This is a genomic window from Kitasatospora sp. CB02891, from assembly GCF_002803145.1.
Classification (GTDB): Bacteria; Actinomycetota; Actinomycetes; order Streptomycetales; family Streptomycetaceae; genus Kitasatospora; species Kitasatospora griseola.
In genome coordinates this window covers 12608-32340 of sequence record NZ_NNBO01000008.1, presented here as the reverse complement: position 1 = coordinate 32340, position 19733 = coordinate 12608, and the positions used below count along the sequence as shown (strand labels likewise).

The 19733-nt window shown below is 72.9% G+C and carries 17 protein-coding genes and 2 tRNA genes; 13 read left to right on the top strand and 6 right to left on the bottom strand.

The features are described from left to right. Positions 1–197 precede the first annotated feature (197 nt). Positions 198–1184, top strand: a complete 987-nt coding sequence (locus tag CG736_RS18875; protein WP_100587374.1) for an aldo/keto reductase — start codon at positions 198–200, stop codon at positions 1182–1184. Positions 1185–1336: 152 nt separating this feature from the next. Continuing rightward, on the top strand, positions 1337–3151 hold the full coding sequence (locus CG736_RS18870; RefSeq protein ID WP_100587373.1) for an ABC-F family ATP-binding cassette domain-containing protein: 1815 nt from the start codon (positions 1337–1339) through the stop codon (positions 3149–3151). A gap of 52 nt (positions 3152–3203) precedes the next feature. On the opposite strand, the gene CG736_RS18865 is transcribed toward CG736_RS18870, so the two are convergent. Both CG736_RS18865 and CG736_RS18860 read right to left on the bottom strand, forming a co-directional pair. Next, positions 3204–4112, bottom strand: a complete 909-nt coding sequence (locus CG736_RS18865; protein WP_100587372.1) for a hypothetical protein — start codon at positions 4110–4112, stop codon at positions 3204–3206. A 145-nt stretch (positions 4113–4257) separates the two neighbouring features. Then, the gene (locus tag CG736_RS18860) at positions 4258–6045 is read right to left on the bottom strand and encodes an FUSC family protein (protein ID WP_157815634.1); all 1788 of its coding nucleotides are present in this window, start codon (positions 6043–6045) and stop codon (positions 4258–4260) included. Positions 6046–6343: 298 nt separating this feature from the next. Between CG736_RS18860 and CG736_RS18855 the strand changes: the two genes are divergently transcribed. The 5 genes from CG736_RS18855 to CG736_RS18835 all read left to right on the top strand — a co-directional run bounded on the left by CG736_RS18855 (position 6344) and on the right by CG736_RS18835 (position 10996). Next, positions 6344–6416: transfer RNA gene (locus tag CG736_RS18855), tRNA-Thr, on the top strand. A 157-nt stretch (positions 6417–6573) separates the two neighbouring features. Continuing rightward, positions 6574–7233, top strand: a complete 660-nt coding sequence (locus CG736_RS18850; RefSeq protein WP_100587370.1) for a LuxR C-terminal-related transcriptional regulator — start codon at positions 6574–6576, stop codon at positions 7231–7233. A gap of 177 nt (positions 7234–7410) precedes the next feature. Further along, the gene (gene galE, locus CG736_RS18845) at positions 7411–8370 is read left to right on the top strand and encodes a UDP-glucose 4-epimerase GalE (RefSeq protein ID WP_100587622.1); all 960 of its coding nucleotides are present in this window, start codon (positions 7411–7413) and stop codon (positions 8368–8370) included. 142 nt (positions 8371–8512) lie between these two features. Continuing rightward, positions 8513–9400 (top strand): response regulator transcription factor, encoded by an 888-nt coding sequence (locus CG736_RS18840; RefSeq protein WP_100587369.1) that lies wholly within the window; start codon positions 8513–8515, stop codon positions 9398–9400. 57 nt (positions 9401–9457) lie between these two features. Further along, positions 9458–10996 carry a nucleoside-diphosphate sugar epimerase/dehydratase gene (locus tag CG736_RS18835; RefSeq protein ID WP_100587368.1) on the top strand — a complete coding sequence of 513 codons (1539 nt, stop codon included), beginning with the start codon at positions 9458–9460 and terminating at the stop codon, positions 10994–10996. A 38-nt stretch (positions 10997–11034) separates the two neighbouring features. On the opposite strand, the gene CG736_RS18830 is transcribed toward CG736_RS18835, so the two are convergent. Then, positions 11035–11532, bottom strand: coding sequence for a MarR family winged helix-turn-helix transcriptional regulator (locus tag CG736_RS18830; protein WP_100587367.1), 498 nt, complete (start codon positions 11530–11532; stop codon positions 11035–11037). A 117-nt stretch (positions 11533–11649) separates the two neighbouring features. Between CG736_RS18830 and CG736_RS18825 the strand changes: the two genes are divergently transcribed. Further along, complete coding sequence (locus tag CG736_RS18825; protein WP_100587366.1) at positions 11650–12444, top strand: methyltransferase domain-containing protein; 795 nt, start codon at positions 11650–11652, stop codon at positions 12442–12444. 28 nt (positions 12445–12472) lie between these two features. Here the strand turns inward: CG736_RS18825 and CG736_RS18820 are convergent, their stop codons facing one another. The 3 genes from CG736_RS18820 to CG736_RS18810 are packed head-to-tail and all read right to left on the bottom strand — an operon-like array spanning position 12473 to position 15062. Continuing rightward, entirely contained in the window at positions 12473–13324 is an 852-nt protein-coding gene (locus CG736_RS18820; RefSeq protein ID WP_100587365.1) for a DMT family transporter, read from the bottom strand. Positions 13325–13380: 56 nt separating this feature from the next. Further along, positions 13381–14073 (bottom strand): TetR/AcrR family transcriptional regulator, encoded by a 693-nt coding sequence (locus CG736_RS18815; RefSeq protein ID WP_100587364.1) that lies wholly within the window; start codon positions 14071–14073, stop codon positions 13381–13383. Between the two features lie 26 nt (positions 14074–14099). After that, positions 14100–15062: an acyl-CoA desaturase gene (locus tag CG736_RS18810; RefSeq protein WP_100587363.1), complete on the bottom strand. Its 963-nt coding sequence runs from the start codon at positions 15060–15062 to the stop codon at positions 14100–14102. Positions 15063–15304: 242 nt separating this feature from the next. Here CG736_RS18810 and CG736_RS18805 point away from each other — a divergent pair. The 5 genes from CG736_RS18805 to pth all read left to right on the top strand — a co-directional run bounded on the left by CG736_RS18805 (position 15305) and on the right by pth (position 19611). After that, positions 15305–15375: transfer RNA gene (locus CG736_RS18805), tRNA-Gln, on the top strand. Between the two features lie 91 nt (positions 15376–15466). After that, on the top strand, positions 15467–16912 hold the full coding sequence (gene glmU / locus CG736_RS18800; protein ID WP_100587362.1) for a bifunctional UDP-N-acetylglucosamine diphosphorylase/glucosamine-1-phosphate N-acetyltransferase GlmU: 1446 nt from the start codon (positions 15467–15469) through the stop codon (positions 16910–16912). A gap of 155 nt (positions 16913–17067) precedes the next feature. Next, positions 17068–18048 (top strand): ribose-phosphate diphosphokinase, encoded by a 981-nt coding sequence (locus tag CG736_RS18795; protein ID WP_043915753.1) that lies wholly within the window; start codon positions 17068–17070, stop codon positions 18046–18048. 267 nt (positions 18049–18315) lie between these two features. Next, positions 18316–18921 (top strand): 50S ribosomal protein L25/general stress protein Ctc, encoded by a 606-nt coding sequence (locus tag CG736_RS18790; protein ID WP_100587361.1) that lies wholly within the window; start codon positions 18316–18318, stop codon positions 18919–18921. A 114-nt stretch (positions 18922–19035) separates the two neighbouring features. Next, positions 19036–19611 (top strand): aminoacyl-tRNA hydrolase, encoded by a 576-nt coding sequence (gene pth, locus CG736_RS18785; protein WP_043915755.1) that lies wholly within the window; start codon positions 19036–19038, stop codon positions 19609–19611. Positions 19612–19733 lie beyond the last annotated feature (122 nt).

Sequence of the window (19733 nt, the reverse complement as noted above, 5' to 3'; positions counted from 1 at the left end):
CGCTCCGCACGAGCGGGCTGGGAGCTTACGGGCGCTCGCCGTGCGCCGTGCGGTGGTACGGCGCCGCCACGCGCCCTCGCAGGTCGGTGCCGGGGGCGCAGGTGGTTCAGACCTCTGCTTGACCTGGAGCGCGCTCCGGGTTCCAGACTCCTGTTCGCGGCCCGCACCGGGCGGGCTGCGAGACGAGGGGAACCCGGATGCGCAAGCGCACCATTGGAACCGACCCGCGCACCCGTCGCGAGGTGAGTGTGCTCAGCCTCGGCGCGATGCTGTTCGGCACGCTCACCGACGAGGCCACGTCCTTCGCGGTGCTGGACCGGTACGTCGAGGCCGGGGGCACGTTCATCGACACCTCCAACAACTACGCGTACTGGCAGGACGGCAGCCAGGGCGGCATCAGCGAAGAGGTGCTGGGCCGGTGGCGGGCCAGCCGGGGGATCACCGACGAGGTGGTGATCGCGACCAAGCTCGGGGCGCGGCCGAAGGCCCCCGGCACCGGGTTCGTCGAGAACGGCGAGGGACTGTCCGCCGAGGTGGTCCGGGCGTCCTCCGAGGCCAGTAGGAAGCGTCTCGGCGTCGAGAAGCTCGACCTGCTGTACGCGCACGTCGAGGACACCGAGGCGCCGCTCGCCGAGACCGTGCAGGCCTTCGGCGAACTCGTCGAGGAGGGGACGGTCGGGCTGCTCGGCGTCTCCAACCACTGGTCCTGGCGGGTCGAGCGGGCCCGCAACCTCGCCGCGCAGGCCGGGCTGCCCGGGTACGAGGTGCTCCAGTACGGCCACACCTACCTGCGGCGGCGCGGCGACTGGCCCGGGCTGCTCAACCAGGACGGCGACCAGGCCGCCGTCCAGGGCGACCTGATCACCTACCTCAAGGAGAGCCCCGAACTCACCCTGGTCGCCTACTCCCCGCTGCTCGGCGGCGGCTACGTCCGCGACGACAAGCCGCTCGGCCCGTCCTTCGACCACGCGGGGACGCCGGCCCGCCTCGCCGCGCTCGATACGGTGGCCCGCGAGACCGGGGCGACGCGCAACCAGGTGGTGCTGGCGTGGCTGCTCGGCGGCGAGCTGCCGGTGATTCCGCTGGTGGGGGCTTCGTCGGTGGCGCAGCTGGAGGAGAGCCTGGGGGCGCTGGACCTGGAGCTGACGGCGGAGCAGCGGGCACTGATGGACGCGGCCAGGTAGCGGCGCGGCCGGGCGGGAACCGCGGGTGGGTGCGAGGACGTGGGCGCCTTCCGCTGCGCGCACCCCGCGGCCGCTGGTCGTGTGCGCTCCCCGGTTTCGCACCGCCACTAGGCTGGGGGTGTTCTTCCCCCTTTCCCCAGGAGCGCAGCTTCGTGGCCGTCAACCTCGCCACCATCGAGTCCGTCACCAAGGTGTACGGCACCAGGGCCCTGCTGGACGGGGTGAGCCTCGGCGTCAGCGAGGGCGACCGGATCGGGGTGGTGGGCCGCAACGGTGACGGCAAGACGACGTTGATCCGGATGCTGGCGAAGCTGGAGGAGCCGGACAGCGGGCGGATCACCTGGTCCGGGGGGCTGCAGCTGGCCGTGCTGACGCAGCACGACTCGTTGGACCCGAAGGCGACCATTCGGCACGAGGTGATCGCGGACCGGGCCGACCACGAGTGGCTGGGCGACGCCCGGATCCGGGACATCATCCAGGGGCTGTTCGGCGGGCTGGACCTGCCGGGGTTCGCGGACGGCCTGGACACCGTGATCGGGCCGCTCTCGGGCGGTGAGCGCAGGCGAATCGCGCTGGCCAAGCTGCTGCTCGGCGAGTGGGACCTGATCGTGCTGGACGAGCCCACCAACCACCTGGACGTGGAGGGCATCGCCTGGCTGGCGAAGCACTTGCAGGGCCGCCGTTCGGGGCTGGTCTGCGTCACCCACGACCGGTGGTTCCTGGACCAGGTCTGCACCCGGATGTGGGACGTCCAGCGCGGTGAGGTCCGGGAGTACGAGGGCGGCTACTCGGACTACGTGTTCGCCCGTGCGGAGCGCTCGCGGATCGAGGCGACGGAGGAGCAGAAGCGGCAGAACCTGGCCCGCAAGGAGCTGGCGTGGCTGCGCCGCGGCGCCCCGGCCCGGACGTCCAAGCCGCGGTACCGGATCGAGGCGGCGAACGCGCTGATCGCGGACGTGCCGGAGCCGCGCGACAAGTCCGAGCTGATGAAGTTCGCCAACGCGCGGCTGGGCCGGACGGTCTTCGAGCTGGAGGACGTGACCGTCAAGGCGGGCGAGAAGCTGCTGCTGGAGCGGCTGACCTGGCAGCTCGGCCCGGGTGACCGGATCGGTCTGCTGGGCGTCAACGGCGCGGGCAAGACCTCGCTGCTGCGGGCGATGCAGGCCGCGTACGCGACGGACGGGGACGTGCAGCCGGCGGGCGGTGTGATCAAGGTCGGCAAGACGGTGCGGCTGGCGTACCTCTCGCAGGAGGTGGCCGAGCTGGACCCGACCACCCGGGTGCTGCAGGCGGTCGAGCAGGTCCGCGGCCGGGTCGACCTCGGCAAGGGCCGGGAGATGAGCGCCGGCCAGCTGTGCGAGCAGTTCGGTTTCGGCAAGGACAAGCAGTGGACGCCGGTCGGCGACCTGTCCGGTGGCGAGCGCCGCCGGCTGCAGCTGCTGCGGCTGCTGATGGACGAGCCCAACGTGCTGTTCCTGGACGAGCCGACCAACGACCTGGACATCGAGACCCTCAACCAGCTGGAGGACGTGCTCGACGGCTGGCCGGGCTCGATGGTCGTGATCAGCCACGACCGGTTCTTCATCGAGCGGACCACCGACACCGCGTACGCGCTGCTCGGCGACCGCCGGATGCGGATGCTGCCGAACGGCGTGGACGAGTACCTGGAGCGCCGGACCGCGATGGCGGAGGCCGCCGCCGCGGCCGCGGCCGCGCAGGTTCCGGCCGTCGGTCCGGAGACCTCCGGGCTGTCGGCGGGGGACCTGCGGGCGGCGAAGAAGGAGCTGCAGAAGCTGGAGCGGCAGATCGCCAAGCTGGACCAGCAGGAGTCCAAGCTGCACGCCCAACTGGCCGAGCACGCCGCCGACTTCTCCAAGGTCGCCGAGCTGGACGCGCAGCTGCGCAAGGTCCGCGAGGAGAAGGAGGAGCTGGAGCTGGCCTGGCTGGAGCTGGCCGAGCAGGTCTGAGCACGGCGAGGGCCGCGCACCACGGGTGCGCGGCCCTCGGTGTGACGGCGGGTCAGCCCTTGCGGAGCGACACCGTGACGGTCTTGGTGTCGCTCACCGTGACCTGGTAGTCGGGGTCGACGGCGCCGGCGTTGGCGACCACCGCGACGTCGCCCTTCTGGAACGGGGTGGTGCCGGTCGGGTCGGCCTGGGCGGTCCAGGCCACCGGAGCGCCCGGGGTGCAGTTGACGCTGGTGCTGTAGGCGCCGCGGATCAGGGTCTTGTGGGCGACCTGGGTGACCTGGCCGCTGACCGACACCGGGACGGCCTTGTTGCAGGTGACGGTGCCCTGCACGGTCGCCTTGCCGTCGAGGGTGCCGGCGGTGCCCGTCACCGCGACGCCGACGCCGAGGCCGAGCTCCGCCGGGGCCGGCGGGTTGGCGATGTGGATCTCGCCGCGCAGCGCGGGGGCCATGCCCTCGCAGTGCTGCTCGTAGCTGGCGTCGAAGGCCTGCACGTAGCCGTGCGGGCCGAACACCGCGTTGGTGACGGTGAAGGAGCCGGTCAGGGTGTTGCAGCCGCGGCCGTCGCCGGTGATGTCCAGCCCGGGCTCGGTCGGGCCGGAGAACGGGGCGCGGGTGGCGCCGGTGTACGTGCCGACGGCCAGCGTGGAGTTCTCCGGCGCCTTGAAGTCGAGGTACCACCAGTTGCCGTGGGCGCCCCAGACCGAGACGTTCAGCGAGCGGTGGTCCTCCGACGCGGTGACGTTCAGCTGGTCCTGGGCGGCGGTGGAGTAGCTGTGCGGCTGGCCGAGGCTGATGTAGTCGCCCGGGTCGCCGGTGAAGTCGACGGAGCCGGTGGTGACGGTCTGCGCGTGTGCGGCGGTGCCGGTGAACAGGGCCGTTCCGGCGGCGAGCGCGAGCGCCAGGCCGAGGCCGGCCGCTCCCCGTCCGAAGGCCCGGGCGTTCGGTCGAAGTGCCATGGTTCTTCCCCCCAGTCGAAGACATGCACGAGCTGCCCCGACCGGAGTGCTCCGGCGGGACGAGGAGAAGCCTGGCACCGGCCCGTGACGCTGCCAATCCCTTTTTCGTACGAGCTTTCGGTACGAACGAGCCGGTGCTGGGGCGTCAGTCGAGCAGGACGTCCAGCTCGTCCGCGGCGCGGGCCAGGGCGCTGCGGGTCGGGTCGTGCGGCCCGGTCGGGCGGGCGGCGCGGCCGGAGGGCGGGTGGTGCGCGCGGGCGGCGTCGGTGAGGCGGTCCAGTGAGTGCAGCACCCGCTCGATCACCTCCGGTTCGGGCTCCCGTCCGCCGTAGCGGAGCTGGGCGGCGTACGCGGCGACCGCGCCGGACAGGCGTTCCAGGGCGGCGGTGGCGGGCAGCCACTGCTCGGCGAGGCGGCCGGCCGGCGGCGGTTCGGTCAGGCCGAGCTGGACCTGCTTCCGGGCGTCGGCCAGCGCCCGGTAGGCGGTGCGGCGCAGCCAGACCTCGGCGACGGGTTCGACCCGGGCGACGGAGGCCAGGTAGGCGCGGACGGTGGTGGCGGCCGTGACGATGCCGGGCTCGATCCGGTGCGGGGCGCGTTCGGGCCACAGCAGGTAGCCGAAGACCAGCACGATGGCGCTGGCCAGCGTGGTGTCCAGCACCCGGGGCCAGAACTCGGCGGCGCCGCTCCCGCCGCCGAGCTGCACCAGGATCAGCGCCACCGGCGTCATCACCGCGGTGTTCAGCCCGTAGTGGGCGGCCGTCGAGTACGGCAGCAGCGCCACGCACAGCGACACGGCGACGCTCAGCGCCCAGGACTCGGTGGTGACGGCCAGCAGGGCCGCGGTGACGGCGATGCCCAGCACGGTGCCCAGCACCCGGCTGACGGCCCGCTGGAACACCGAGCCCAGGTCCGGCTTGAGGACGAACGCCACCGTCAGCGGCACCCAGTAACTGCGGCTCAGCGTCAGCGCGTTGACGGCCGCCTCGGCGACCGCCACGCACAGCGCGACCCGCAGGCCGTAGCGCACCGAGCCGCGGGAGAGCAGGCGGGCGCGCAGCCGCCACGGGTCGGGCGGGGGCGGGGCGGCGGTGTCCAGCGGGGCCCAGCGGCCGGCGACGGTGTCGGCGGCGGCCCGCAGCGCGGTGTCGAACGCCGTCCGGGACGGGGTGTCGGGCTGCCAGTCGGGGTAGGCGGGCTCGGGGCCGCCGGTGATCTGCCGGGCCAGTTCCGCGGGGAACCCGGCGATCCCGGGCGGCACCGGACGCCACGCCCAGAGCAGTCCGGCGGCGGCCTCGGTGGCGCCGAGCGCGGCCTCGTAGGAGCGGCGCAGCCACCGCAGCCGCTCCGACTCGTGGCGGCCCGGGCGGGCCGGCGGCAGCAGGTCCTGCATCTGGTTGAGGCGCGCCGTCAGCACCTGCCGGGCCGCTGCCCCGTCCGGCGTGCCGAGGGCGGCCAGCATGCCGCCGAGCGCCCGGTAGGCCTCGGCGAGGGCGACGGTGCGCGGGTCGGTCCGGACATCGGTGCGGTAGCGCAGGCCCAGCAGCAGGACCAGCGCCGCGCCGCACGGCATCATCGCGGGCGCCGCCCACCACGGGTGCGGGAGCGCCATGCCGCCGCCCAGCGAGGCGGACACCAGCAGCAGCATCCCGGCCGCCGAGCCGCGCGGGCCGGTCGCGGACAGCGCGCCGCCGACGAAGCCGATCAGGGTGAGGGCGACGCCGACCGCCGGCCCGCCCGCGCCGTGGTGCTGGAGCGCCGCGCCGATCAGCATGCCGGTGGTGGAGGCGGTCAGCGCCAGCGCGATCCGCGGGGCGCGCAGCCGCAGCGGCTCGACCCGGTCGTTCATGGTCGCGTGCATCGCGCCGAGCGCGGCGAAGACCCCCAGGTCCAGCCGTCCGGTCAGCAGGCCGGCCGCCAGCGGCACCGCCATCCCGACCGCCGCCCGCACCGTCTGCCGCCACGGCACCGGCGGCCGGGCCGGCCGAAACGCCAGGGCCCACCAGGAGGATCGGTCGCCGGTTCGGCGGCTGCGGCCGGGGGCTGACACGGGATCACGCGCCTTTGCTGCACGAGAGCTTCGCGGCTGCTGGGCGACATTGCACGGCAGATCGGGTCTTCTCGGGCAGTTTAGCCCTCTGACCGGCGCAGAGCCGATTTCCCATGGGGTCCGCGGACCATGTAATGTCTTCCTCGTCGCAAGGGGAACCGCAAGGGACCCGGAGCAACAAGCCCCTATAGCTCAGTCGGTAGAGCGTCTCCATGGTAAGGAGAAGGTCTGCGGTTCGATTCCGCATGGGGGCTCAGCAGACGAAGGCCCCGCCACTCGGCGGGGCCTTCGGCGTTTCCGCGGGTTTCCCAACTCTTCGCCAAACCGGGGGTCGGCCCGGTACGTCCCCTGGCGGCCCGCGCACGGATGCGCTGTGATGGTGCGTCTGTCGGCCGGACCGGGGAGGGACGGATGAGCGTGCGGCTCGTGGTCGCGGACGATCACCGGCTGATGGCCGAGGCCCTCGGCACAGCCCTGCAGCAGCGCGGCCACCGGGTGCTGGGGGTGGGATCGCCGTGCGGTGCGGTGCTGGACCTGGTGATCGGGCGCCGTCCGGAGGTGTGTCTGCTCGGGACGGCGGGCGGGTCGGACGATTCGTTCGACGCGCTGCGCCGGTTACGCCGGGAGCGGCCGGAGATCTCCGTGGTGGTGCTGGGTCCGCTGGGCGCGCCCGGCCGGGTGGCGGCCGCGTTCGCGGCGGGCGCGGCGGGCTACGTCCGCAGCGACGAGCGGATCGAGGTGGTGGACCGGGCGATCGCGCGGGTCCGGGCGGGGGAGGCCGCCGTCGCGGTGGAGGTCCTGCGCGCGGCGTTCGAGCACCTGCTGTGGCCGGTCGCCGAGCCCGACGACGAGGCGGTGCGGCTGCTGCGGCTGCTGACCCGCCGTGAGGTGCAGGTGCTGGCGAGGATCGCGGACGGGGAGGACACCGCGGCGATCGCCGCCGCGATGCGGATCGCCCCGTCCACCGCGCGCACCCACGTCCAGCGGGTGCTGACCAAGCTCGGCGCCCGGTCCCGGCTGGAGGCCGCCGCGCTGGCCGCCCGGACCGGGATGCTGGACCAACTCGCCTGAAGGCCAAGGGCGTTCGGCGGGCCGTGCGGGGCGGGACGCCGACGGTGCGGGTGAACCCGCGCATCGGGCGGGCGGGGTCGCGGCAGCCGGGGCCGGCGGCGGTCCGGGCCGGTCCGCTCAGCCGAGTGCCCTATGCTCCGAACGAGGAACACCCGAGTGTGTGCGGAGGTCGAGGGCATGAGCAAGTACCTGGTCACGGGCGGAGCCGGCTACGTGGGCAGCGTGGTGGCGGCGCACCTGCTGGAGGCAGGCCACCGGGTGACGGTACTGGACGACCTGTCGACCGGTTTCGCGGAGGCCGTGCCGGACGGCGCGGAGTTCGTCCGCGGTCGGATCCAGGACGCCGGCGACGTGCTCGACGCGTCCTTCGACGGTGTGCTGCACTTCGCCGCGTCCTCGCAGGTCGGTGAGTCGGTGGCGGACCCGGAGAAGTACTGGCGCAACAACGTGGCCGGCTCGCTGGAGCTGGTGTCGGCGATGCGCAAGGCCGGGGTCGGCAAGCTGGTGTTCTCCTCCACCGCGGCCGTGTACGGCGAGCCGGAGGAGGTGCCGATCAAGGAGACCGCGCGCACCTCGCCGACCAACGCCTACGGCGCCACCAAGCTCGCGGTGGACCACCTGATCACCTCCGAGGCGATCGCCCACGGCCTGGCCGCGGTCAGCCTGCGCTACTTCAACGTGGCCGGGGCGTACGGCCGTTACGGCGAGCGCCACGAGCCGGAGTCGCACCTGATCCCGCTGGTGTTCCAGGCGGCGCTGGGTCAGCGCCCGTACATCTCGGTGTTCGGCGAGGACTACCCGACGCCGGACGGCACCTGCATCCGCGACTACATCCACATCGCCGACCTGGCCGCCGCGCACCTGCTGGCGCTGGACGCCGCCAAGCCGAGCGAGCACCTGATCTGCAACCTCGGCAACGGCACCGGCTTCTCGGTGCGCGAGGTGATCGAGTCGGTCAAGCGGGTCACCGGCCGGGAGATCCCGGTGCAGGCGGCCGGCCGCCGCCCGGGCGACCCGGCGGTGCTGGTGGCCGCCGCCGACCGGGCCCGGGAGGCCCTCGGCTGGACGCCGCTCCACCCGGAGCTGGACCGGATCGTCGCCGACGCCTGGGAGTTCACCCTCGCCCACCGCGCCTGACCAGCCCCGCTCCGGGCCCGACTTCCACCTCTGAAGTCCCTGCGTACAGGAACTTCACCAAACCCCCACGCGTCACCGGCGGCCGCCCGTACGCTGAGTGAGGCACCGGTGGGGGTCGGGCCACGAGCAGGGGGGCAGGACGATGGGGCGGATTCGCGTCCTGGTGGTCGACGGCCACCGCATTTTCGCCGAGGCGCTCGCCACGGCACTCGCCGCCGAACCCGACGTGGACGTCGGGGCGGCCGGCAGCGCCGTGGCGGCCGAACGCGCGCTGGAACGGGCGGCGGCCGAACGCCGCCCCTACGACGTGGTGCTGGTCGACGCCGACCTCGGCGCCGCTCCGCCGCCACCGGCCCGCGGCGGCCCGCCGCATCCCCGCCGTGTCCCCGTGCCGTCCCAACACCGGCCCGCCGCCGGGCAGTTGACCCGCCCGCCGATCGCTCCGGCCCGGCCGTCCGCCGACCCGGCGCGGCCACCGGGCGACGGGATCGCCCTGGTCGGCCGGGCCTGCCGGGCCCACCCGGCGCTGCGCGCCGTCATGCTGGCCGCCGCCGACGACCCGCAGCGGGCCGTCCGCGCCCTGCAGGCCGGAGCCACCGGCTGGGTGGCCCGGGAGAGCTCGCTGGGCGCGCTGATGGCCGTGATCCGCGGCGTGCTGCGCGAGGAGACCCACCTGCCGCCCGCCCTGCTGACCGGCGTGGTCCGCGAACTCACCTCCGCCCGGCGGGACCGCTCGGAGAGCGAACGCCTGGTCGCCGCGCTCACCCCGCGCGAGGAGGAGGTGCTGCGCTGCATGGTCGCCGGCCTGGGCAGACAGGCGGTGGCCGAGCGGCTGTTCCTGTCCCCGCACACCGTCCGCACCCACATGCAGAACGTCCTGGGCAAACTGGGGGTGCACTCCACGCTCGCGGCGGTCGCGGTCGCCCGCCGGGCCGGGATCGCCCCCTCGGAACCGCCCGGGCCGCTCGCCGTGCCCGCCCCCGCCCCACCGCCGACCGTCGCCTCGACCGCAGGCCCCGGCGCGGGCTGAACGAGCCCCGCCTTCCGAGCAGGTTCCACTCCGTGAGTCAGCGAGACCGGAGGTCTGATGTCGCCGAACCGCACTTCCGCACGCCTGCAGGCAGCCCGCACCCGCATCCCCGAGCAGCGCGCCGACTCGTCCGGCCTGCGCACCCTGGTCGTCGGGGCCGGCGCGGCCGGCACGGCCCTGGTCCGCGACCTGGACCGGACCCCGGAGTTCGGCCTCATCCCCGTCGGGGTGCTGGACGACGACCCCGCCAAGGCCGGCCGGGACGTCTCCGGCAGCCCCGTCCTCGGCCCGCTCGCCGATCTCACCGCCCTCGCCCTCGCCCACCACGCCCAGGTGGTCGTCCTCGCCATCCCCGGCCTCCCGCACCAGCGGGTCCGGGAACTCGCCACCGCGGCGGCGGCGGCCGGCGCGGCCGTCCGCTACCTGCCGTCCTTCCTGTCCGCGCTGCGCCGCGAAGTCGTCGGCTCCGACCTGCGCACCCTGGACGTCAACCGGCTGATCGGCCGCCAGGAGGTGCACGTCGTCTCGCCCGACGTCCGCACCGTGATCGAGGGCCGCCGCATCCTGGTGACCGGCGCGGGCGGTTCCATCGGCAGCGAACTCTGCCGCCAGGTCCAGGCGTTCGGGCCGGCCGAGCTCTACATGCTCGACCACGACGAGTCCAATCTGCACCGGCTCCAACTCGACATCTGGGGCGAGGCGTTGCTCACCGACGAGTCCCTGGTGATCGCCGACATCCGGGACCGCCCGCGGATCCAGCAGATCTTCCGCGACCTGCGCCCCGAAGTGGTCTTCCACGCCGCCGCCCACAAGCACCTGCCGCTGCTGGAGCGCCACCCCAGCGAGGCCGTCAAGTCCAACGTCCTCGGCACCGACCACCTGGTCGAGGCCGCACTCGCCACCGGCGTCGAACGCTTCGTCCTCATCTCCACCGACAAGGCCGCCGACCCCACCTCCGTCCTCGGCGCCAGCAAGCGCCTCGCCGAGCTGATCGTCCAGGCCAACGCCCGCGACGCCCGCAACCTCGGCACCGGCGTGTTCGCCGCCGTCCGTTTCGGCAACGTCCTCGGCTCCCGCGGCTCGCTGCTCTCCGTCCTGGAGGAACAACTGCGCAGCGGCGGCCCGGTGACGGTCACCCATCCCGACGTCACCCGCTTCTTCATGACCATCGAGGAAGCCGTCGGACTGGTTCTGGAAGCCGGCCGGATGGCCGAGGGCGGCGAGGTCTTCGTCCTCGACATGGGCGAACCGGTGCGGATCGTCGACCTGGTCCACAACTTCGCCGAGCAGGTCCAACTGGGGGCGGACGAGGTCGAGATCCGCTACACCGGGCTGCGGGCGGGGGAGAAGCTCAACGAGGCGCTGTTCTCCGACACGGAGGAGCGGCTGCCCACCGCCCACCCGCGGATCTACGCCACCGCGGCGAACGCCACCGGCGTCGAGGATCTGGCGGGGGGTCTCACGGCGTTGTACGGGGCGGCGACCGGGAACGCCGACCCCGTCGTCCGCGACTGCCTGGCGGCGCTGCTCCCCGGCTACCAGAGCGCCCCGACACGGCCTCCGGCCCTGGCCACCCCGTACCCGGACGGCTTCTAGCTGTCAGGGTGCGAAAACAGGGGGCCTCCCCGGCGCGCTCACCCGCCGGCGCGGTCGAACGGGATGACCAACTGCCGTAGCAGGGAGGCGAGTTCACCGCGCTGGGTGGGCGCCAGCCGGGCGAGGATCTCACGTTCGTGGGCGAGGAGGCCGGCCAGGGCCTGGTCGGCCCTGTCGCGGCCGGCGTCGGTGAGGCGGACCAGGACGCCGCGGCGGTCGTCGGGGTCGGGGAGGCGGACGACCAGGCCCTTGGTGGTGAGGCGGTCGATCCGGTTGGTCATGGTGCCGGAGGTGACCAGGGTCTGGGTGAGGAGCTGGCCGGGGGAGAGCTGGTAGGGGTCGCCGGCCCGGCGCAGCGCGGTGAGGACGTCGAACTCCCAGGGTTCGAGGCCGTGCTCGGCGAACGCGGTGCGGCGGGCGCGGTCCAGGTGGCGGGCGAGCCGGCTCACCCGACTGAGGACCTCAAGGGGCTCCACGTCGAGGTCGGGGCGCTCTCGGCGCCATGCTGCGACCAGGCGGTCGACCTCGTCCTCCATGACGATCAGTGTATCGGGGGATGTGTCGATGTGAAGTCTCTTGACATCAAGAGATAACAAAGGAACGCTCGGCGCTCGAAAGATATCTTGACGTCGAGATACCTCTGGAGGTCCGCCGTGTCCGCCGACTGGGACGCCCGCCAGTACCTGCGCTACGCCGAGGAGCGCATCCGTCCGCTGAACGAACTCCTCGCCCGGGTCCCCGAGCTCCCGGACCGCCCCACCGTGCTGGATCTCGGCTGCGGCCCCGGCAACTCCACCGCCGTGCTCCGCCGCCGCTGGCCCGACGCCCGTCTGCTGGGCCTGGACACCTCGCCCGCCCTGCTGGAGACCGCCCGCACCGCCGGGGAGCCCTCCGCCGAGTACCGGCAGCAGGACGTCACCGGGTACGACCCGGCGCCCGAGCGGCCCGACCTGATCGCGTCCAACGCCGCCCTGCACTGGATGGACACCCCGACCGCCGACCACCTCGCCCTGCTGCCGCGCTGGGCGGCGGCGCTGCGCCCCGGCGGGGTGATCGCCTTCCAGTTGCCCGGCAACTTCGCCGCCCCCAGCCACACCCTGCTCGCCGAACTGCGGCACGGCGCCCGCTGGCGCGGGCGACTGGGCACCGTCCGCCCGGACGCGTCCTGCCACGCCCCGGCCCGCTACCTGGAGGTGCTGCTGGCCGCGGGCTGCACCGCCGACGTCTGGGAGACCACGTACCTGACGGTGCTGGAGGGGGCGGACCCGGTGCTGGAGTGGGTCAAGGGCAGCACGCTGCGCCCGGTGCTGGAGCGGCTGCCGGACCCGGACGAGCGGGCGGAGTTCCTGGCGGACTACGGGGCGCTGCTGCGCGAGGCGTACCCGGCGACCGAGCACGGCACGGTGTTCCCGTTCCGGAGGGTCTTCGCGGTCGCCGTGAAGAACTGAGCCGGGACGGAGCGGAACTGACGGGCCGTCACTTCGTGCCGGGCAGGGCCGGGTGCCGGCCCAGCACCACCACGCCGACCACGATCGCGGCCATCCCGGCGCTCTGCCAGGCCAGTGCGGCGGGGGTGATCCGGACCCGGTCGCCGAGGAAGCCGACCGCGCAGGCGATGCCGGCCAGCGGCTGGGCGGCGGTGAGGGCGGGCAGGGACATCCGTAGGGGGGCGGCTTCGAACGCGGACTGGACGAGGAGCAGTCCGACCACGCCGATGCCGATCACGGTGTACGGCTGCCAGGAGACGAACGCGGCGGTGGCGCCGTGCTGGTCGATCAGGTCGAAGGTGGCGCGGGTGAGGGCGTCCTGCAGGCCGTAGAGCAGGCCGGCGGCCAGGGCGAGCAGGGTGGCCTCCTCGAACAGCGGGAGGCGGCGGGCCACCGAGACCAGCGCCAGGGCGAGGCCGGCGACGGTGCCGATGACCAGCCACTGGCGCAGCGGGCCGACGCCGGGGCCGCCGCCCTGGGGCTGGCCGGCGGCGATGAACGCGGTGACGCCGAGGGCGATCATCGCGACGCCGATCCAGCCGGAGCGGCCGAGCCGGGTGCCGGTGATCCGGCGGGCCAGCAGCATCGCCCAGACCAGGTTGGTGGCCAGCAGCGGTTCGACCAGGGTGACTTCGCCCTGGCTGAGCGCCAGTGCGGACAGCACCTGGCCGGCGATCATGAACGCGATGCCGAGCAGCCAGTCGGGCATCCGCATCAGGTCGAGCAGCAGCCGCCAGCGCAGCATGTCGCCCTTGGGGGCGCGCTGGGCGGCGTGCTGCTGCAGGACGAAGCCGAGTCCGAGGCAGCAGGCCGCGCCGAGGGCCAGCAGGAAGACCGCCAACGGGTTCCCCTGTCGTGCGTGTCGGCCCGGCGGCCCCGGTGGCGGGGCCGGGCCGGTCAGTTCTTGCGGTCGCCGACCAGTTTGGGGTGCCGCTCCAGGCCCTCCAGGCCGTGCCAGGCGAGGTTGACCAGGTGGGCGGCGACCTCCGCCTTGGCGGGCTTGCGCACTTCCAGCCACCACTGGCCGGTCAGCGCCACCATGCCGACCAGCATCTGCGAGTACATCGGCGCCAGCCTGGCGTCGAAGCCCCGGGACTTGAACTCCAGGCCGAGGATGTCCTCGACCTGGGTGGCGATGTCGCTGATCAGCGAGGCGAACGAGCCGGTGGACTGGGCCACCGGCGAGTCCCGGACCAGGATCTTGAAGCCGTCGGTGGAGGTGTCGATGTAGTCCATCAACGCGAACGCGGCCTGCTCCAGCAGCTCCCGGGAGTGTCCGCCGGTGAGTGCGCCGGTGACCATGTCCAGCAGGAGCTGCATCTCGCGGTCGACGACCACCGCGTACAGGCCCTCCTTGCCGCCGAAGTGCTCGTAGACGACCGGCTTGGAGACCCCGGCGCGTTCGGCGATCTCCTCCACCGAGGTGCCGTCGTAGCCGCGTTCGGCGAAGACCGACCGGCCGATCTCCAGCAGCTGCTCGCGACGCTGCTTGCCGGTCATCCGCACCCGGCCGCCGCTCCTCCTGCCGCCGGCCCCGCCGCGCTGAGAAGGCTGCTGATGGCCGGCGCTGTCTCCGTTGGTCCCGTTCACCCCTCCATCATGCTGTAGGCGCTGCCTCATGCGGCGCGGCGGGCGGCGATCCGCTCCGCACCCGGCCAGCGGACGTCGGTGGCCCAGCCCGCCTTCTCGAACCAGCGGATGACGCGCGCCGAGGAGTCGACCTGGCCGGGCAGTACGCCGTGCCGGGCCGAGGTCGGATCGGCGTGGTGCAGGTTGTGCCAGGACTCGCCGCAGGACAGCACGGCCAGCCACCACACGTTGCCGGACTTGTCGCGGGACCTGAAGGGGCGCGAACCGACCGCGTGGCAGATCGAGTTGATCGACCAGGTGACGTGGTGCAGCAGCGCGACCCGGACCAGCGAGCCCCAGAAGAAGGCGGACAGCGCGCCCTGCCAGCTCCAGGTGGCCAGGCCGCCGATCACCGCGGGCAGGGCCAGCGACAGCGTCGTCCAGAGCCAGAACAGCCGGGAGATGCGCCTTATGGCCGGGTCGCGGACCAGGTCGGGCGCGTACTTGAGCTGCGGGGTCTGCTCCTCGTCGAACATCCAGCCCATGTGCGCCCACCACAGGCCCTTGAGCAGGGCGGGCAGGCTCTCGCCGTAGCGCCACGGGGAGTGCGGGTCGCCCTGCTTGTCGGAGAACCGGTGGTGCCTGCGGTGGTCGGCGACCCAGCGCACCAGCGGGCCCTCGACGGCGAACGAGCCGAGCACGGCCAGGCCCAGGCGCAGCGCGCGGTTGGCCTTGAACGCGCTGTGGGTGAAGTAGCGGTGGTAGCCGACGGTGATGCCGTGGCAGGTGAGGAAGTACATGGCGACGGCGATGCCGGCGTCCAGCCAGGACAGCCCCCGGCCCCAGGCCACCGGGACGGCGGCCAGCAGGGCGAGGAACGGCACCGCGATGAACAGGGCGAGGGTGAGGCGTTCCAGGGGGCCCTGTTTCTCGCCGCCCCTGGTGGCGGACAGTCGGGGGATGAGGTCCTCGGCGGCGCTCGGCGGCGCCTGCCCGGCCTGGATGGTCATGGCGCGTCCCGGGGGGAGGAGGGTGGTGCCAGCGGATACCTACGTTTCCGTAACCTACGGCATCGTAGGTACCGGACCCGGGGAGGCGGAAGGCTCCTGCGCGGACGTGTCGCGGTGTTCGCCCGCCGGATCCCCCTCGGACGGCCGCCGGGGGCCGGGGCGTCGTTCGTGTGCTTCGCGGAAGGTGGTGGAGCTACGGGCCGTCAACCCGTAGGCTGTGCTGGGCGCGGCAACCGCGCTTTTCCGCCGTGGTGTAATGGCAGCACAGGGCCCTTTGGAGGCCTTTGTCTGGGTTCGAATCCTAGCGGCGGAGCCCTTCCCGACCGTTTCGGTCGCATTCCGTCCATCTCGTCTCGGTATTCTCGGTGCACCCTCACCCCGCATCGACCGAGGAGTCTTCCCGCGTGAGTGCAAACCAGCCCGCTGCCGTGATCGTGCTCGCCGCCGGGGGCGGTACGCGGATGAAGTCCAAGGCCCTGCCGAAGGTGCTGCACGAGATCTGCGGTCGCTCGTTGGTGGGCCACGCGGTGTCCGCCGCCGAGGAGTTGACGCCCGGTCAGCTGGTCGTGGTGATCGGCCACCTGCGCGAGCTGGTGCAGGCGCACCTGGCCGAGCACTGCCCGGCGGCCCGTCCGGTCGTGCAGACCGAGCAGCTCGGCACCGGCCACGCGGTGCGCACCGCCCTGCAGGCGCTGGCCGCCGACGGCGTGGAGCTGGACGGCACCGTGCTGGTCACCACCGGCGACGCCCCGCTGCTGACCGGCGGCACGCTGCAGGCGCTGGCCGCCGCGCACGCCGAGCAGGGCAACGGCGTCACCGTGCTGACCGCGCTCGTCCCGGACGCCACCGGCTACGGCCGGATCCTGCGCGAGGCGGACGGCGCGGTCGCCGCGATCGTCGAGCACAAGGACGCGAGCCCCGCGCAGCTGGCGGTCTCCGAGATCAACTCCGGGGTGTTCGCGTTCGACGCCAAGCTGCTGGCGCACGCGCTGTCGCTGGTCGGCACCGACAACTCGCAGGGCGAGGAGTACCTGACCGACACCCTGGAGATCCTCCGCCGGGAGGGCCACCGGGTGGGCGCGGTGGTGGCCGCCGACCACCGGGAGATCGTCGGCATCAACGACCGGGTGCAGCTGGCCCAGGCCCGCCGGCTGCTCAACGACCGGCTGCTGGAGCGGGCGATGCGGGCCGGCGTGACGGTGGTCGACCCGGCCTCCACCTGGCTGGACGTCCAGGTCACCTACGAGCCGGACGCACTGGTGCACCCCGGCACCCAGCTGTACGGCGCGACCCACCTGGGCGAGGGCTGCGAGGTCGGCCCGAACTCCACGCTGACCGCCACCGCGGTCGGCGCGGGAGCCCGTGTGAGCAACACCACGGCGGAGCGCGCGGAGATCGGCCCGGAGGCCTCGGTCGGCCCGTACGCGTACCTGCGGCCGGGCACCGTGCTGGCCCGGAAGGCGAAGGTCGGCGCCTACGTGGAGATCAAGAACTCGGAGCTCGGCGAGGGCGCCAAGGTGCCGCACCTGTCGTACATCGGGGACGCCACGATCGGCGAGGGCAGCAATGTCGGTGCGGCGTCGGTCACAGTGAACTACGACGGGGTGAAGAAGCACCGGACGGTCATCGGGGCCCACTGCCGCACGGGTTCCGACAACATGTTCATCGCCCCGGTGACGGTGGGTGACGGCGCCTACACCGCCGCCGGATCCGTGATCACCAACGACGTTCCGGCCGGTTCGCTGGCCGTCGCGCGGGCCCAGCAGCGCAACATCGCGGGCTGGGTTGAGCGGAAGCGGCCCGGTTCGGCGTCCGCCCGCGCGGCCGCCGAGGCGTCCTCCGCGGAGTAGTGGGACGCGGCGGCCGGGGGCCCTGAGGACAGGTCCCCGGCCGTCGGTCGCGGTCCGGGGCGCGTAACCTGAAGTACATACGTGCGCCATCGGGCCTGCTGGGCCGTGCCTCGGCGTACTCACCCTGAGTGGCAATAACACGAGGAGACGGTGCAGTGAGCGGGATCACGACCTCCGGTGAGAAGAAGCTCAAACTCTTCTCCGGTCGAGCCCACCCCGAACTTGCCGAGGAGGTCGCCCGCGTCCTGGGCACCGAACTCGTCCCGACCAAGGCCCTGGACTTCGCCAACGGCGAGATCTACGTCCGCTTCCTGGACTCCGCGCGCGGCGCCGACTGCTTCGTGATCCAGAGCCACACGGCTCCGATCAACCAGTGGATCATGGAGCAGCTGATCATGATCGACGCGCTGAAGCGCGCGTCGGCCCGCAGCATCACCGCGATCCTCCCGTTCTACGGCTACGCCCGGCAGGACAAGAAGCACCTCGGCCGCGAGCCCATCTCGGCCCGCCTGGTCGCCGACCTGCTGCGCCAGGCCGGCGCCGACCGCCTGATGGCCGTGGACCTGCACACCGCGCAGATCCAGGGCTTCTTCGACGGCCCGGTGGACCACCTGTTCGCGCTGCCGATGCTCGCCGACTACGTGGGCGACCGGGTCGCCGACCGGTCCAAGCTGACCATCGTCTCGCCGGACGCCGGCCGCGTGAAGGTCGCCGACCAGTGGTGCGACCGGCTGGACGCCCCGCTGGCGATCATCCACAAGCGCCGCGACATGACGCAGGCCAACACCATCCTCTCCGCCGAGGTGGTCGGTGACGTCCGCGGCCGCACCTGCGTGCTGGTCGACGACATGATCGACACCGCGGGCACCATCTGCGCCGCCGCCGACGCGCTGTTCGACGCCGGCGCCGCCGACGTCATCGTGGCCGCCACCCACGGCGTGCTCTCCGGCCCGGCCGCGGACCGCCTGAAGAACTCCCGGGTCAGCGAGTTCGTGTTCACCAACACCCTGCCGACCCCGGCCCAGCTCCAGCTGGACAAGATCACCACGCTGTCGATCGCCCCGTCGATCGCCGCCGCCGTGCGCGAGGTGTTCGAGGACGGCTCGGTCACCAGCCTGTTCGAGGGCGTGCACTGACCCGAAAGGGCCCCGACCCCTCGTCGGACCCTTGATCGGCCCCCGGTTCCGCACTGGAACCGGGGGCCGATTTCACGTCCGCGCCACCGCCCGGTTAGTCTGGGGAGACTGCTCGGCGAGGGATGCCCGTTTTCGGTGCTCCGTGATCGACGCGCGAGAACGATGCGCTTTGATCGAACCGCCGAGTGTCCCCCCAAACGTACTTGAGGGTGTGGCCCGGCGGTTCTGTCGTTCCTGCACCCCTTCGCATTTTCGAGGAGTGCAGTCGTGTCCGAGATCCGCATCGCCGCTGAGTCCCGTACCGAGTTCGGCAAGGGTGCCGCCCGTCGCGCCCGCCGCGCCGGCTTCGTCCCCGGTGTCGTCTACGGCCACGGCCACGCCCCGGTTCACCTGAACCTGCCCGGCCACGACCTGATGATGGCCCTGAAGACCCCGAACGCCCTGCTGGTCGTCCCGATCGACGGCAAGGACGAGTACGTGCTGCCGAAGGCCGTCCAGCGCGAGGCCATCAAGCGCTCCATCGAGCACGTCGACCTGCTGCTGGTCAAGCGCGGCGAGAAGGTCACCGTCGAGATCCCGGTCCACACCGAGGGCGAGCTGGCCCCCGGCGGCAACCTGATCGAGAACGTGCTGAACGCCCTCCCGATCGAGGCCGAGGCCACCCACCTGCCCGAGTCGGTCACCGTCTCGGTCGAGGGCCTGGAGGCCGGCGCCGCCATCACCGCCGGCGACATCGCCCTGCCGGCCGGCGTCACCCTGGCCGTCGAGGCCGACGCCGTCGTCCTGCAGGTCATCGGCGCCCAGGCCCCCGAGGCCACCGAGGAAGAGGCCGCCGAGGCCGTCGAGGGCGAAGAGGCCGCTGTCGAGGCCTGATCCTCGCGATCTTTTCCCGCCGCTGCCCCGGCCGCCCCGCTTCCCAGCGGGCGGCCGGGGCAGCGGCGTGTCCGGGATGATGGACGACGCAACGACACCCGCGTGAGGAGCGGCATGAGCGAGTACGACGGCCCCTGGCTGGTGGTGGGCCTCGGCAACCCCGGCGACGGCTACGCCCGCAACCGGCACAACATCGGCTTCATGGTGGTCGACCTGCTGGCCCAGCGGATGGGCGCCAAGTTCAAGGCGCACAAGAGCCGCGCCCAGGTCGCCGAGGGGCGGCTCTCCGGCAAGCGGGCGATCCTGGCCAAGCCGATGAGCTTCATGAACCTCTCCGGCGGTCCGGTCACCGCGCTGCGCGACTTCTACAAGGTGCCCGCCTCCGCGATCGTCGCCGTCCACGACGAGCTCGACCTGGACTACGCGGCGCTGCGGCTCAAGCTCGGCGGCGGCGACAACGGCCACAACGGCCTGAAGTCGATCACCAAGTCGCTCGGCCCCGACTACCACCGGGTGCGCTGCGGCATCGGCCGCCCGCCCGGCCGGATGGAGGTCGCCGACTTCGTGCTCAAGGACTTCTCGTCCACCGAGCGCAAGGACCTCGACTGGTTCGTCGACCGCTCCGCGGACGCCGTCGAGGCGCTGCTCGCCGACGGCCTGGAACGCGCCCAGCAGAACTACAACGCCTGACCTGCTTCGACCACCCTCCGTACACAACATTCATACAACGCTTGCCTCGTGGAAGCTGACTGATGGTCAGAACCCGCGCGGAATCGGATACCGTCGGTCCCGATCCACAAGGGTTGAAGTGC

Excerpts from the sequence above, each read along its gene's own strand:
- CG736_RS18875 (WP_100587374.1), top strand. The coding sequence starts at position 198 with ATGCGCAAGCGCACCATTGGAACCGACCCGCGCACCCGTCGCGAGGTG.
- CG736_RS18865 (WP_100587372.1), bottom strand. The coding sequence starts at position 4,112 with ATGGCACTTCGACCGAACGCCCGGGCCTTCGGACGGGGAGCGGCCGGC.
- CG736_RS18860 (WP_157815634.1), bottom strand. The coding sequence starts at position 6,045 with ATGGCGGTGCCGCTGGCGGCCGGCCTGCTGACCGGACGGCTGGACCTG.
- CG736_RS18850 (WP_100587370.1), top strand. The coding sequence starts at position 6,574 with ATGAGCGTGCGGCTCGTGGTCGCGGACGATCACCGGCTGATGGCCGAG.
- galE (WP_100587622.1), top strand. The coding sequence starts at position 7,411 with ATGAGCAAGTACCTGGTCACGGGCGGAGCCGGCTACGTGGGCAGCGTG.
- CG736_RS18840 (WP_100587369.1), top strand. The coding sequence starts at position 8,513 with ATGGGGCGGATTCGCGTCCTGGTGGTCGACGGCCACCGCATTTTCGCC.
- CG736_RS18835 (WP_100587368.1), top strand. The coding sequence starts at position 9,458 with ATGTCGCCGAACCGCACTTCCGCACGCCTGCAGGCAGCCCGCACCCGC.
- CG736_RS18830 (WP_100587367.1), bottom strand. The coding sequence starts at position 11,532 with ATGGAGGACGAGGTCGACCGCCTGGTCGCAGCATGGCGCCGAGAGCGC.
- CG736_RS18810 (WP_100587363.1), bottom strand. The coding sequence starts at position 15,062 with ATGACCATCCAGGCCGGGCAGGCGCCGCCGAGCGCCGCCGAGGACCTC.
- pth (WP_043915755.1), top strand. The coding sequence starts at position 19,036 with ATGAGCGAGTACGACGGCCCCTGGCTGGTGGTGGGCCTCGGCAACCCC.